Origin of the sequence: Methylobacterium sp. Leaf85, from assembly GCF_001422125.1 — a bacterium.
Lineage (GTDB): Bacteria > Pseudomonadota > Alphaproteobacteria > Rhizobiales > Beijerinckiaceae > Methylobacterium > Methylobacterium bullatum.
Map to the genome: position 1 here is coordinate 80007 of NZ_LMME01000032.1, position 13153 is coordinate 93159.

Annotated in this window: 13 protein-coding genes and 1 riboswitch; of the genes, 6 read left to right on the plus strand and 7 right to left on the minus strand. The window is 66.7% G+C overall.

Going from position 1 to position 13153, the window contains the following annotated elements:
* Positions 1-92: 92 nt before the first annotated feature.
* Positions 93-2093, plus strand: a complete 2001-nt coding sequence (gene rpoD / locus ASF08_RS18155) for an RNA polymerase sigma factor RpoD (RefSeq protein WP_056148125.1) — start codon at positions 93-95, stop codon at positions 2091-2093.
* Between the two features lie 132 nt (positions 2094-2225).
* On the opposite strand, the gene ASF08_RS18160 is transcribed toward rpoD, so the two are convergent.
* Positions 2226-2615 (minus strand): hypothetical protein, encoded by a 390-nt coding sequence (locus ASF08_RS18160; protein ID WP_056148128.1) that lies wholly within the window; start codon positions 2613-2615, stop codon positions 2226-2228.
* 163 nt (positions 2616-2778) lie between these two features.
* Here ASF08_RS18160 and ASF08_RS18165 point away from each other — a divergent pair, with 163 nt between their 5' ends.
* The 5 genes from ASF08_RS18165 (at position 2779) to ASF08_RS18185 (ending at position 7171) form a co-directional block, all read left to right on the plus strand.
* The gene (locus ASF08_RS18165; RefSeq protein WP_056148131.1) at positions 2779-4029 is read left to right on the plus strand and encodes an adenylate/guanylate cyclase domain-containing protein; all 1251 of its coding nucleotides are present in this window, start codon (positions 2779-2781) and stop codon (positions 4027-4029) included.
* A gap of 65 nt (positions 4030-4094) precedes the next feature.
* Positions 4095-4225, plus strand: a riboswitch (TPP riboswitch).
* A 70-nt stretch (positions 4226-4295) separates the two neighbouring features.
* Complete coding sequence (gene thiO / locus ASF08_RS18170) at positions 4296-5522, plus strand: glycine oxidase ThiO (RefSeq protein ID WP_443136826.1); 1227 nt, start codon at positions 4296-4298, stop codon at positions 5520-5522.
* Positions 5519-5731, plus strand: a complete 213-nt coding sequence (thiS, locus tag ASF08_RS18175; RefSeq protein WP_056148134.1) for a sulfur carrier protein ThiS — start codon at positions 5519-5521, stop codon at positions 5729-5731. The genes thiO and thiS overlap by 4 nt, the downstream gene beginning before the upstream one ends.
* Before the next feature lie 16 nt (positions 5732-5747).
* Positions 5748-6542: a thiazole synthase gene (locus tag ASF08_RS18180; RefSeq protein ID WP_056148137.1), complete on the plus strand. Its 795-nt coding sequence runs from the start codon at positions 5748-5750 to the stop codon at positions 6540-6542.
* Positions 6539-7171, plus strand: coding sequence for a thiamine phosphate synthase (locus tag ASF08_RS18185; RefSeq protein ID WP_056148140.1), 633 nt, complete (start codon positions 6539-6541; stop codon positions 7169-7171). The genes ASF08_RS18180 and ASF08_RS18185 overlap by 4 nt, the downstream gene beginning before the upstream one ends.
* Before the next feature lie 78 nt (positions 7172-7249).
* On the opposite strand, the gene ASF08_RS18190 is transcribed toward ASF08_RS18185, so the two are convergent.
* From ASF08_RS18190 to map, 6 genes are all read right to left on the minus strand, one after another.
* Positions 7250-7999: a peptidase gene (locus ASF08_RS18190; protein ID WP_018044839.1), complete on the minus strand. Its 750-nt coding sequence runs from the start codon at positions 7997-7999 to the stop codon at positions 7250-7252.
* Positions 8000-8056: 57 nt separating this feature from the next.
* Positions 8057-8884 carry a transglutaminase family protein gene (locus ASF08_RS18195; protein WP_027172321.1) on the minus strand — a complete coding sequence of 276 codons (828 nt, stop codon included), beginning with the start codon at positions 8882-8884 and terminating at the stop codon, positions 8057-8059.
* A gap of 36 nt (positions 8885-8920) precedes the next feature.
* A complete protein-coding gene (locus ASF08_RS18200; RefSeq protein WP_018044837.1) occupies positions 8921-9865 on the minus strand; it encodes an alpha-E domain-containing protein in 945 nt (314 codons plus the stop codon).
* 68 nt (positions 9866-9933) lie between these two features.
* Complete coding sequence (locus ASF08_RS18205) at positions 9934-11373, minus strand: circularly permuted type 2 ATP-grasp protein (protein ID WP_018044836.1); 1440 nt, start codon at positions 11371-11373, stop codon at positions 9934-9936.
* A 139-nt stretch (positions 11374-11512) separates the two neighbouring features.
* Positions 11513-12232, minus strand: a complete 720-nt coding sequence (radC, locus tag ASF08_RS18210; RefSeq protein ID WP_244474573.1) for a RadC family protein — start codon at positions 12230-12232, stop codon at positions 11513-11515.
* Between the two features lie 26 nt (positions 12233-12258).
* On the minus strand, positions 12259-13089 hold the full coding sequence (gene map / locus ASF08_RS18215) for a type I methionyl aminopeptidase (protein WP_018044834.1): 831 nt from the start codon (positions 13087-13089) through the stop codon (positions 12259-12261).
* Positions 13090-13153: the final 64 nt, after the last annotated feature.

Below are 13153 nucleotides of genomic sequence, written 5' to 3' on the forward strand. Positions count from 1 at the left end.
CGCGCCGCACATCAAAGAGAATGGCGGCGTGGACGACGCGGAGTGAGCCGAACGCTCCCGCTCAACGCGACCAGGGCAACAATAGGCGGACCATGGCGACGAAGGCAACGGAACGGGACGAAACGGATGCTGCTCCTGAGCAACAGACGGACGGACCGCTCCTCGATCTGACCGATGCCTCGGTCAAGCGGATGGTGAAGCTCGCCAAGAAGCGCGGCTACATCACCTACGAGGAGATCAACGAGGTGCTGCCCGAGGGCCAGTCCGATCCGGACCAGCTCGAGGACGTGCTCTCGCAACTCTCCGAGATGGGCATCAACGTCGTCGAGGCGGAAGAGACCGAGGATGCCGGTGGCGAGAAGCCGGCCAACGGCGAAGCCTCCGACGACGACGACGCCGCCGAGGGGACGGAAGTCGCCGAGATCGCGCCGACCAAACCCCTCGCCGTGCGCGAGACGACGGCCAAGGAGCCCACCGACCGGACCGACGATCCGGTGCGGATGTACCTGCGCGAGATGGGCTCGGTGGAGCTTCTCTCCCGCGAGGGCGAAATCGCCATCGCCAAGCGTATCGAGGCCGGCCGCGAAGCCATGATCGCGGGCCTGTGCGAGAGCCCGCTGACGTTCCAGGCCATCATCATCTGGCGCGACGAGCTCGTCGACGGCCGCGTGCTCCTGCGCGACATCATCGATCTCGAAGCCACCTATGCCGGCCCGGACGCCAAGAACGCGCCGCAGCTCACCGAGGGTGAGGACGGCGACGAGGCCGAGGCGGAGGCACCGATCCCCGCCGAGGGCGGTGACGACGAAGACGACATGGAGAACAACGTCTCGCTCGCGGCCATGGAAGCCGAGATCAAGCCGCGCGTTCTCGAGACGTTCGACAACATCGCCAACAACTACAAGAAACTGCGCAAGCTCCAGAACGAGCATGCCGACCTGAAGGCCGGCGGCGGCACGCAGACCTCCGCCCAGAGCCAGAAGCAGTCCGATTTCAAGGACACCGTCGTCGCCGACGTGAAGTCGCTGTCCCTGAACTCGAACCGCATCGAGGCGCTGGTCGAGCAGCTCTACGACATCAACAAGCGCCTCATCAGCCATGAGGGCCGCCTCATGCGCTATGCCGAGAGCCACGGCGTCGCCCGCGACGAGTTCCTGCGCCACTACCAGGGCTGGGAGCTCGACCCGAACTGGATGGAGCGTGTCGGCAAGCTCGGCGGCAAGGGCTGGAAGAACCTCGTCGAGAAGGGCGCCAAGCAGGTCGCCGACCTGCGCGAGCAGATCCTGACGCTCGCCTCCGAGACCGGTCTCGAGATCGGCGAGTACCGCAAGATCGTCAACATGGTCCAGAAGGGCGAGCGCGAAGCCCGTCAGGCCAAGAAGGAGATGATCGAGGCCAATCTCCGCCTCGTGATCTCCATCGCCAAGAAATACACCAACCGTGGCCTGCAGTTCCTGGACCTGATCCAGGAGGGCAATATCGGCCTGATGAAGGCCGTCGATAAGTTCGAGTATCGCCGCGGCTACAAGTTCTCGACCTACGCGACCTGGTGGATCCGGCAGGCGATCACCCGCTCCATCGCCGACCAGGCGCGCACCATCCGCATTCCTGTGCACATGATCGAGACGATCAACAAGATCGTCCGCACCTCGCGCCAGATGCTGCACGAGATCGGCCGCGAGCCCACTCCCGAGGAGCTGGCCGAGAAGTTGGCCATGCCTCTGGAGAAAGTCCGAAAGGTCCTGAAGATCGCCAAGGAGCCGATCTCCCTCGAAACGCCCATCGGCGACGAGGAGGATTCGCATCTCGGCGATTTCATCGAGGACAAGAACGTCGTTCTGCCGATCGATGCGGCGATCCAGTCGAACCTCCGCGAGACCACCACTCGCGTGCTGGCCTCGCTGACGCCGCGCGAGGAGCGGGTGCTGCGCATGCGCTTCGGCATCGGCATGAATACCGACCACACCCTCGAAGAGGTCGGTCAGCAATTCTCGGTGACGCGCGAGCGTATCCGCCAGATCGAGGCGAAGGCGCTGCGCAAGCTCAAGCACCCGAGCCGGTCTCGCAAGCTGCGGAGTTTCCTCGACAATTGAGGGCGGACCGGCCCTCTCCTTCGCGACGAGGGACTGTCTATCGGAAACGACAATGGCGCACCGAAGGGTGCGCCATTGTCGTTTCAGCTCACGTCTTCACGCCAGGGGAGGCTACACGTCGCCCCCGATCCCTTATTGGTTCCCTGCCCGGGCCGGATCGAAGCCGCTCTTGCGCGAATAGATGCTTTCGGCGTCGGGCATGACGGCGCCCGCCACGGGGGTCACGCGCCCGGCGACGCGCTGCTTCTGTCGAGACCCATCCGTCCTGCAACCCGTGCAGAGAGACGCGATGGCCCGTTCCCCGCGACGGGCGATCCGCTCGTTGAAGACCGTCTGACGCCGGCTGCTGGCTTCGTTGGACTCCGAAAAGCTCGACGTCGTCGGAATGCCGGCTTCGTCCCGCGATGCGGGGGGAGCCTGCATGGGTGTGTTGGCGGCGGGAAGCAGGAGGGGGCCGGCCTGCGCGGCCCCGGCAAGCGCCATGGCGATCACGAGGGCGACGGCACGGGGTGCGATAGGCATGGGTGGTTCCGATGACGGGAGTAGAATCTCGGCGTCATGATGAGCCGGTATTGGTCATTTTCACCTTATCATGGCACCAATGGGACGATATTGACTGTCGGACCTGGTGACGAACGTGGCGGCACCCGTTGCCGCCCCGCCCCCTCCGACCCACTTTGGCAACATGCTCGATCTTGGCCCGCCTCATCCCTCGCCGACTGCCGAAGCGGATGGGTCGGAGGCGAACGACGTGCCGTTCGGGTCCCTGCAGGAATGCGTTGCCCTGAGGGACTGGCTCCTGATCGAAGGGGCGCGCCTGCCGCAGGCGGACGACCTCCTGGCGGGGATGTCCGAGCGGCTGATCGCCCTCGGCGTTCCCGTCGACCGGGCATCCACCGCCATCGACACGCTTCATTCCGAGTATTCCGGGGTCGGTCGATTCTGGACCCCCGAGAGCGGATCGACCGTGCGCCTGTTTCCGCACGGGGAAGCGTCCGACAAGGCCTATCACGACAGTCCGTTCTTCACCGTCCACGAGACCGGCGAATGGCTGATGGTCGACCTGAACGACGCGGATGATCTGCGATACTCGATCATCGGCGATCTCAAGGCCGGGGGCTACACGCATTACATCGTGGCGCCGCTGTTCTTCACCAACGGCTCGCGCAACGGCATCACCTTCGCGACCCGCGCCCCGGACGGATTCCGGGACGAGGACATCGCCATACTCCGGTTCGTCATGCCGACCCTGGCTGCGGTGATGGAGATGCGGATCGTCAACAAGACGCTGGATCAGGTCCTGCGCATCTATGTGGGCGACGAGCCGCACCGGGCGATCCTGTCCGGCGACATCCGTCGCGGGCAGGTCAAGCGCATCCGCTCGGCCATCCTGTTCGCCGATATGCGAGACTACACCCAGATCTCCGCCGACATGACGCCCGAGGAAGCCGTCGACCTCCTCAACATCTTCTTCGATTGCCTGGTGCCGGCGGTGGAGCGGGAAGGCGGCGAGGTTCTGAAATATCTCGGCGACGGGCTGCTGGCGATCTTCCGCGAGCGCGGCGACGATCTCGGCGGGGCCGCCAAGGGCGCGCTCATCGCCGCCCGTTCCGCCCTCTCCGCCCTCGACGAGGCGAATGCCATCGGGCGTTTCGCGCAGCCCGTCGTTGCCGGCATCGCGCTTCACCACGGGGAGGCGGCCTACGGCAATGTCGGGTCCGGCGCGCGCCTCGACTTCACCGTCATCGGCCGCGACGTGAATCTGGCGAGCCGGCTCGCGCGCCTGAACAAGATCCTCGGCGAACCGCTCCTCATGTCGAAGCCCTTCGTCGATTTCCTCTGGGACGAATCGGAATCTCTCGGCGAGCACGCGCTCGACGGGTTCGCCGAATCGATGGGCGTCTACCGGCCGGGCCGGACACCGGCGGCACTCTGACACCGGCTGGCCTATCAAACGGCGTCGGTGGGGATTGACCGGAGCGTGCTCCTTGCCCACATCTGGGGTGTTCCAGGGAGATCCCCGTCAAGGGGCTGAGAAACCGATGAGCGTGGACCACGGGTCCGTGCGGCGCGGAAATCCTTCGAACCTGAACCGGCTCATACCGGCGTAGGGATTGGACCGTGGGTTTTCTGTTCAAGGAAGCCCGGCATGCTTCGGATCGGAAGCTGAAGGACACCAATCTCTGCGGATCATCGCGGAGGTTGCCCTTGGACGTCTCAGCCACCCCGAATACCCTGTCGCGCCGGTCCACCGGTCTCGTCATCGACGGTAATGCTCTGCCCGCGCGAAGCGACGTCGTGATCGTGGGCGCCGGTCTGATCGGCCTTTCCGCGGCATGGCGCCTGGCTCGGGCGGGTCTCACCGTCACGGTGATCGAGCGTGACACCGTGGGCGCCGGGGCGAGTCTCGCGGCCACGGGGATGCTCGCGCCCGCGGCGGAACACGAACCGGGCTCCGATCCCCTGCTCCCCCTGGCCCTCGAGAGCTTGGCGCGCTGGCCCGGCTTTCGCGACGAACTCCAGGCCGCCTCCGGTATCGGCATCGATTACCGGGAGGAGGGGACCCTCGTCCTCGCCATCGGGCGCGACGAGGTGGACCGCCTGCGCTTTCGGCACGATCTTCAGATCCGCTCCGGCCTCACGGCGCGCTGGCTGTCGGGGACGGAAGTCCGTGCCCGCGAGCCGGCCCTTCGTCCTTCGGTCACCGCCGGCCTGTTCTGCGCGGAGGATCATCAGGTCGACCCGCCCCTCGTCATGGCGGCGCTCACCCGCGCGGCCCAGGCGGCCGGAGTGACCATCGTCGAGCGATGTCCGGCGGAAGCGCTGGATTGGGAGGGGGGCCGCGTCCGGGGCGTCACGACGCCTCGAGGAACCGCATCGGCCGCGACCGTGATTCTCGCGGCGGGCGCATGGAGCGGGGAGGCCGGACTCCTGCCGGAGGACCTCGCCCTGCCGGTTCGGCCGATCCGCGGCCAGTCGCTGGCGCTGAAGACCACGGCCCGGACGGGCAACCTCTCGCACATGGTGTGGACCGAACAGGTCCACATGGCCCCGAAGGCCGATGGCCATCTCATCGTGGGGGCCACGGTGGAGGATTGCGGCTTCGTTCCCGGCGTCACCGCCGGCGGTCTCTACGCGCTCCTCGAAGGGGCGCGACGCGTGTTGCCCGGCATCGAGGAGATGGAGGTCGAGGCGGTCTGGAGCGGTTTCCGGCCGACGTCCGACGACGATGCGCCGATCATCGACACGCTGGCGCCCGGCCTCGTGGCGGCCACCGGCCATCACCGCAATGGATACCTCCTGGCTCCGGCCACGGCCGACGCCGTCTGCGCCCTTCTCACCACCGGCGCGCTGCCCGATTTCGCGCGCGGCTTCGGCCTCGCCCGGTTTCGGCGGCCCGCGCGGGCCGAGAGGAGGGCTTTCGCATGAGGCTCACCATCAATGGGCACCCGCGCGAGGTCGAGGCGGCGGACCTGTCGACCCTCTTCCAAGTCGAGGCGGAGGAGACGGGGATCGAGAGCCCGCAGGGCATCGCCATCGCGCTGAACGGCACCGTCATCCGCCGTCGCGACTGGGAGACGACCCCTGTCGCCGAGGGCGACAAGGTCGAGATCGTGCGCGCCATGCAGGGCGGATAGTCGAGGGATCGGGATCATGAACGGACACACGATCGAAGCCGCTGCCGACGACGCGCTGGTCATCGCCGGCGTGAGCTTGGGCTCCCGCCTCTTCATCGGCACGGCGGGATATCCCACGCAGAGCATCATGGTCGATGCGGTGGAAGCCTCCGGGGCGGAGGTCGTCACCGCCTCGATCCGCCGGGTCTCCCTCCAGGGCCATGGCTCGGATACGGTGCGGCGCCTGAAGGGGTATCGCTTCCTGCCCAACACCGCCGGCTGCGAGACCGCCCGCGACGCGATCATGACGGCCGAACTGGCCCGCGAGGCGCTCGACACCAACTGGATCAAGGTCGAGGTCATCGGCGACCGCGAAACGCTCTATCCGGACGTGGCCGAGTTGCTGGAAGCCTGTCGCCACCTCGTCGATGACGGGTTCGTCGTGCTGCCCTATTGCAACGACGATCCCGTCGTGTGCCAGCGGCTCGCCGATATCGGTTGCGCCGCGGTGATGCCGATGGGGTCGCTCATCGGGTCGGGGATGGGGGTCGCCAACCCCGCCAATCTCGAATTGATTTGCCGCCGCGCCAGCGTGCCGGTCATCGTGGATGCGGGGATCGGCACCGCCTCCGACGCCGTCGTGGCCATGGAACTCGGCGCCGCCGGCTGCCTCCTTAACACTGCCGTCGCCAAGGCCGACGAGCCCGTCCGCATGGCCCGCGCCATGCGCCACGCCGTCGAAGCCGGCCGGCTCGCCCATCTCGCCGGACGCATCCCCAAACGGGGACGCGCCGAACCGTCGAGCCCGCAGCTCGGACTCGTCGGTTCGTGACGCGTAACCCATCGGGGCTGCTTCTAGTCACCGACCGGGCCGGAAGCCCGATGGGCTTGGTCGAGAGGATCGAGGCGGCGCTGGCGGGTGGGGCCCGCTGGATCTGGTTCAGGGACCGCGACCTCGACGCAGTCTCGCGCCGTGTTCTCGCCGAAGAGCTGATGGGGCCGGTGCGGGAGGTGGGGGCAAGGCTCATCGTCGGGGGAGATGTGGCCCTCGCCCGCGCCATCGGTGCCGATGGAGTCCATCTCGGCGGAGGGGCGATGCCCCCGGACATCGCGGCGGCACGGCGGGATCTTCCGCCCGGATGCCTTCTCGGAATCTCGGCCCATTCACCCGTGGAGGTGATCCGGGCCGCCCAAGCGGGCGTGGATTACGCCACCCTCAGCCCCATCTTCGCGACCCTGAGCAAGCCGGGATATGGGCCGGCGCTCGGCCCGGACGTCCTCAAGCGCGGTCCCAGACCGACAATTCCGGTCTTCGCCCTTGGCGGCGTCACTCCGGCGAATGCGGGAGCCTGCCGCGACGCCGGGTTTTCCGGGATCGCCGTCATGGGCGGGGTCATGGGGGCGGTGGATTCACGAGCGGCGGTGGGCGCCTATCTCGATGCCTGGGAGACCCGGAACTGAGCGGGCCTCGCACAGGAATTCGCCGGTTCCGCGTCTTGGAACCGGCTGATTCCCAGGGGCTGAACGAATGGAATCGGCTCAGTGCCCAGCGGGGCCGTAAGGGGGGCGTGGGATGGCCCGGTGCGCTGCGCGCAGGGCCGCGGACCAGCGCTCGCGCAGATCGTGGAAGTAGGATTCTCCCGCCTCGATCCGATGGCTCACTTCGAGGTCGAGCGCATTGCGACGGGCCACGGCGATGTCGATGGGCAAACCCACGCCGAGATTCGACCGCATGGTGGAATCCATGGAGACGAGGCTCACTTTCAGGGCATCGTAGAGGTCGGTCTCGAACTTCACGGCCCGATCGAGGATGGGTTTGCCGTATTTGTGCTCACCGATCTGCAGGAACGGCGCATCGGTGCTGCACTCGATGAAATTGCCCGCCGAATAGATCAGGAACAGGCGCATGGGCTCGTTGCCGATCTGACCGCCGAACAGCAGCGAGATCGAGAACCGGAGATTGGCCGCCTCGAACCCGGCCTTCTCGATGGCGCGGACGCGACGGATCGCCTTGCCGATGAGCTGGGCGGCCTGGAACATCGTCGTGGTTTCGGTGAGCTTCAGCGTCGGCTCGCCGTCGTCGCCGGCAACACCCTCGGCGAGCATGCTGAGCACCGATTGGGTCACGGAGAGGTTGCCGGCCGATGCCAGCATCATCACGCGCTCGCCGGGGACGTTGAAGTGATGCAGCTTGCGGTAGGTCGAGATGTCGTCGAGGCCCGCATTGGTGCGGGTATCGGCAACCATCACGAGCCCTTCCTCGACAAGGAGCCCGACGCAATAGGTCATGATACCGATACCCCTGATGGCCCGAGACTCTCAGGCCATTCTTGATGCTGTGACGGGCTAGACCTGGACGGCGGCCTGAGCCTGTTCGACGCGAAGCTTTACTTCGAGTGTTTCAGTCCCGCCACCCATCCGGCTGCCTCTGATCGGGGCCGCACCTAAATAATCCAGCCCGATGGCGACGCGGATATGCGCCTCCGTCGTAGCGATACCATTGGCCGGGTCGAAACCGACCCATCCCAGACCGGGCACCAGAGCTTCCGCCCAAGCATGCCCCGATCCCTGGTCCTCCTCGCTGTCGGCGTGGAAGAAATAACCGGAGACGTAGCGGGCGGGAATCTCCAGATGCCGCGCTGCGGCGATGAAAATATGGGCAAGATCCTGGCAGACGCCCTTTCCGGCGGCGAAGGATTGCGCGGCGGTGGTGCTGGCGCTGGCCGGACCCGGCTCGAAGGCGACCGTGTCGAAGACGGCGGCGAGGAGACGGTGAAGGCAGGGGAGAACCGAGGAATCACCCTCGTCGACCACGCTCTTGGCGAAAGCCTGAAGCTCGCCATTGGCCGTCGCGAGATCGGAATCGCGCAGATAGAACACGTCGGGCAGGCGTTCCACGGTGCCGCGGACGATGCCGTGCATCTCGTTGGTGTCGACTTCGCCGGTCACCCGGATCGTCAGGGCGTCGGCCGGCTCGTCGGCCGTGAACCAGTGGGTGACGTTGCCGAACCCGTCCTCGCGCTCGCTGATCCGCCCATCCACCGAGGGCTCGATCCGCCAGCGGCGGACATATTGCCCGTCATGGTCGCGCGGTCGAAGGCGGAGGAGCTGGATGAGACCCCGTGCCGGCTGCTCGTAGGTGTAGTTGGTCTCATGGAAGACGCGGATGCGCATGGACGTCTCTTGTAGAACTCGGGATTCGACGGAACCCTACACCAGATATTGCTCGATGACCGCCGCGCCGAGACGATTGTTCTCGACGATGAAGGCCGTCACGAACTCGTGCAGACCCGATCGGAACACCCGGTCGATGTTCTCGCCTTCCAGGCGTGCGAGGGTGTTGCTCGCCAGGCGCTGGCTCGCGCCGCGGCGGCCATAGGCGTCGGCGATGAGATCGAGATGCTCCACCAGCATGCCGTAACAATTGGTCAGGGAGCGCGGCATCTGCCGATTGAGGATCAGCAGGTCTGCCACCAGCAGCGGCTTCACGCTCTCGCGATAGACCCAGTGATAGGCGTTGAAGGCCGAGACCTCGCGCAGGATCGTGGTCCACTGGAAATAATCGAGGCTGCCGCCGACCTTCTCCGTGGCCGGCAGAAGGATGCGATACTTCACGTCGAGAATGCGGGCGGTGTTGTCGGCCCGCTCGATGGCGGTGCCGAGCCGCGTGAACCAGTAGGCGTCGTTGCGCAGCATGGTGCGGTAGGCCGAGCCGTCGAAGGCGAGGGACACACCCTTCACCCATTCGAGGAAGCGGCTGAACTCGTCGCGATTGAGATCGCGGCCTTCGTAGTTGCGCAGTTCGAGCCAGGCGCCGTTGATCGCGTCCCACATCTCCGTGGTCAGGGCGGTGCGGACGGAGCGGGCATTCTCGCGCGCGGTCTCGATGCAGGAGCGGATCGAGGACGGGTTGTGGGGCGAGAAGGCCAGGAAGTTGCACACCGTCGCTTCGTTGACGCTGTCATAGAGCGGCTTGAACACCTCCGGGTCGCCCGCGGAGGCCAGGGCCGACGCCCATTCGTTGGTCTCGCCGCCACCATAGCTCGAGGGGAGGGCGGCGAGCCGATGGGCCGCATCGAGGATGCGGGCGACGAACTCGGCCCGCTCGGCGTAGCGCGAGAGCCAGTACAGATTGTCGGCGGTCCGGGACAGCATGGGCTTCCGTTAAGGCGATGGGCGAGAAAACGATCCACCCCGCTTCCGGGGTGGGCTTTGACGTAGCGTCAGGCGTCCAGCACCCAGGTATCCTTGGTGCCCCCGCCCTGGCTGGAATTGACGACGAGCGACCCTTCCTTGAGGGCGACGCGGGTCAGGCCGCCGGGAACGATCCGGATCTCGTCGGAGCCGCATAGCACGAAGGGCCGCAGATCGACGTGGCGCGGCGCGACGCCGGACGCGACGAAGGTCGGGCAGGTGGACAGCGCCAGGGTCGGCTGGGCGATGAACCCGTCCGGCGCGTGGCGCAGCTTGCGGCTGAAATCCTCGATCTCCCGCTTGGTGGCGTGCGGGCCCACCAGCATGCCGTAGCCGCCCGATCCGTTGACTTCCTTCACGACGAGGTCGGCGAGGTTGTCCATCACGTAGGAGAAGGCCTCCTTCTCGCGGCAGCGATAGGTCGGCACGTTGTGCAGGATCGGCTCCTCGCCGGTGAAGAACTTCACGATCTCCGGCATGTAGCTGTAGACGGCCTTGTCGTCGGCGATGCCGGTGCCGACCGCGTTGGCGAGGGTCACCGTCCCGCGCTCGTAGGCGTTCATCAGGCCGGGCACGCCGAGCACCGAATCGGGCCGGAACACCAGGGGATCGAGGAAGTCGTCGTCGAGGCGGCGATAGATCACGTCGACCCGGCGCGGGCCTTCCGTGGTGCGCATGTAGACCACGTCGTCCTTGGTGAAGAGATCGGAGGCCTCCACCAGATCGACGCCGAGCTTGTCGGCCAGGAACGAGTGTTCGTAGAACGCGGAATTGTAGCGTCCCGGGGTGAGCAGCACGACGGAAGGGTCGCGCGTCGCCGTCTGCGGGGCGAGACTGCGCAGGGTGGCCAGGAGCGCGTCGGGATAGTTCTCCACCGGCGCCACGCGATGGCGCGAGAACAGTTCCGGGAAGAGCCGTAGCATCACCTCCCGGTTCTCCAGCATGTAGGAGACGCCGGACGGCGTGCGGGCATTGTCCTCAAGCACGAAGAAGTCGTTCTCGCCGGTGCGGACGATGTCGATGCCGGCGATGTGGACGTAGAGGTCGTGCGGAACTTTGAAGGCCCGCATCTCCATCCGGTAATGCGGGTTGCGATAGACCAGATCGGCTGGAATGATTCCGGCCTTGATGCATTCCTGGGCGCCATAGATGTCGCTGAGGAAGGCATTGATCGCGGTGACGCGCTGCTTCAGCCCACGCTCGAGGAAGCTCCATTCCGGCTTCGTGATCACCCGTGGGATGATGTCGAAGGGAATCAGCCGTTCGGTGGATTCGTTGGCGCCGTAGACGGCGAAGGTGATGCCGATGCGCCGGAAGAGCATCTCGGCCTGGCTGCGCCGCGTGTTGAAGTGCTCGGGCGGCGTCGTCTCGAGCCACGATTTCAGGCTGTCATAGGCTTCGCGAACCGAGGCATCGCCCAGGGCGGCTCCCGGTATCCCATTCATTTCGTCGAACGCAGCGAGCGCCATTCGCGCCTCCCCTTTTATCCCGGCATCTTCGCAAGAGGCGCGCCACCGGGACGATGTGCGCTTCGCAGCAGACCGATGGTGTCGTCCGATCGCCGCGAAGCGAACGATCCGCCGCGATCCGATCGTCAGAGTAGCACGTTCACATCAGCTTCAACCCCTTCAGGCTCGCGTGTCCATCCCGGCCGAGGATGACGTGGTCGTGGACGACGATCCCCAGCGGGTCGAGGATCGCCACGATCTCCCGCGTCATCCTGATGTCGGCCGCCGAGGGCGCCGGATCGCCGGAGGGGTGGTTGTGCGCGAGGATGATGGCGGTGGCCGAGAGTTCGAGGGCGCGGCGGGCCACCTCCCTCGGATAGACCGGGGTGTGATCGACGGTGCCGCGTCCCTGGACCTCGTCGGCGATGAGGTGGTTGCGCTTGTCGAGGAACAGCACGCGGAACTGCTCGCGCGGCGAGAACGCCATATTGGCGCGGCAATATTCGAGGAGCGCCGCCCAGGAGGAGAGCAGGGGCCGCGCGGCGATGGCGCCCCGCGCCAGGCGATGGCCCGCCGCCTCGATGAGCTTGAGATCGGCGACGACGCCCTGGCTCACGCCTTCCACCTCCGCGAGGCGGTTCGGCTCCGCGCTCACCACTTCGGCGAAACTGCCGAAGCGGCGGATCAGGGCCTTGGCCAGGGGCTTCACGTCCCGTCGCGGGATGGCGCGGAAGAGGACGAGTTCGAGGAGTTCGTAATCCGGCAGGGCATCCGCCCCGGCCTGGGCGAAGCGCGCCCGCAGCCGGTCGCGGTGCCCGAGATAATGGGGAGCGTCCGAGGCCGCCTCGCCGGCGGGCGCTTCAAGGGGGAGGCGCGGCATCGTCTTGCCTCCGGATCCCGGCATCGTCAGGCGGAGGGGGCGATCGGCTGATGCAGGCCCTTGGGCGAGAAGGTGAAGACCTCGACCCCCGTCTCCGTCACCGCCACCGTGTGCTCGAACTGCGCCGAGAGCGAGCGATCCCGCGTCACGGCGGTCCAGCCGTCGGAGAGCACCTTCACCGCCGGGCGGCCGAGATTGATCATGGGCTCGACCGTGAAGAACTGCCCCGGCTCGAAGGCCACGTCGTAGCTCGGCTCGACATAGTGCAGGATGGTCGGCGCATCGTGATAGATGCGCCCGAGGCCGTGCCCGCAGAAATCGCGCACCACGGAGCAGCGCTCGGCTTCGGCATAGGCCTGGATCGCACGGCCGATATCCGTGGTGGAGCCGCCCGGCTTGATCGCGGCGATGCCCCGCATGAGGCATTCGTGGGTGATCTCGCACAGGCGTGCCGCCTTGCGCGGCACTTCGCCGACATAGGCCATGCGGCTGCTGTCGCCGTGCCAGCCGTCGACGATGAGGCAGATGTCGAGATTGACGATGTCGCCGTCGCGCAGGGGCTTGTCGTTGGGGATGCCGTGGCAGACCACGTGGTTGATCGAGGTGCAGATCGACTTCGGGTAGCCGCGATAGAGCAGCGAGGCCGGGTAGGCGCCGTTGTCCATGGCGAATTCGTAGGCGAGGCGGTCCAGCGCCTCCGTGGTCACGCCGGGGGCGGTGGCCTCCATCAGCACGTCGAGGGCCTCCGCCGTGAGGCGGCCGGCCTTGCGCATGCCCTCGAACCCTTCGGGACCGTGAATCGGCGGCCGAGGCGCGCGGCGACCGCCTTCGACGACGGCCTGTTCGTTCTGGGTCATGGGGAACATGGTTTCGTAAGAGCGGCTGAGAGACATCCCTCTCTAAGGCGGCATGCGCGGGAGG

Bases quoted from the DNA above. Each gene is read 5' to 3' on its own strand.
- ASF08_RS18180 (WP_056148137.1), top strand. From the start codon at position 5,748: ATGAACGGACACACGATCGAAGCCGCTGCCGACGACGCGCTGGTCATC.
- ASF08_RS18165 (WP_056148131.1), top strand. From the start codon at position 2,779: ATGCTCGATCTTGGCCCGCCTCATCCCTCGCCGACTGCCGAAGCGGAT.
- rpoD (WP_056148125.1), top strand. From the start codon at position 93: ATGGCGACGAAGGCAACGGAACGGGACGAAACGGATGCTGCTCCTGAG.
- thiS (WP_056148134.1), top strand. From the start codon at position 5,519: ATGAGGCTCACCATCAATGGGCACCCGCGCGAGGTCGAGGCGGCGGAC.
- ASF08_RS18195 (WP_027172321.1), bottom strand. From the start codon at position 8,884: ATGCGCATCCGCGTCTTCCATGAGACCAACTACACCTACGAGCAGCCG.
- ASF08_RS18205 (WP_018044836.1), bottom strand. From the start codon at position 11,373: ATGGCGCTCGCTGCGTTCGACGAAATGAATGGGATACCGGGAGCCGCC.
- ASF08_RS18190 (WP_018044839.1), bottom strand. From the start codon at position 7,999: ATGACCTATTGCGTCGGGCTCCTTGTCGAGGAAGGGCTCGTGATGGTT.
- radC (WP_244474573.1), bottom strand. From the start codon at position 12,232: ATGCCGCGCCTCCCCCTTGAAGCGCCCGCCGGCGAGGCGGCCTCGGAC.
- map (WP_018044834.1), bottom strand. From the start codon at position 13,089: ATGACCCAGAACGAACAGGCCGTCGTCGAAGGCGGTCGCCGCGCGCCT.
- ASF08_RS18160 (WP_056148128.1), bottom strand. From the start codon at position 2,615: ATGCCTATCGCACCCCGTGCCGTCGCCCTCGTGATCGCCATGGCGCTT.
- ASF08_RS18200 (WP_018044837.1), bottom strand. From the start codon at position 9,865: ATGCTGTCCCGGACCGCCGACAATCTGTACTGGCTCTCGCGCTACGCC.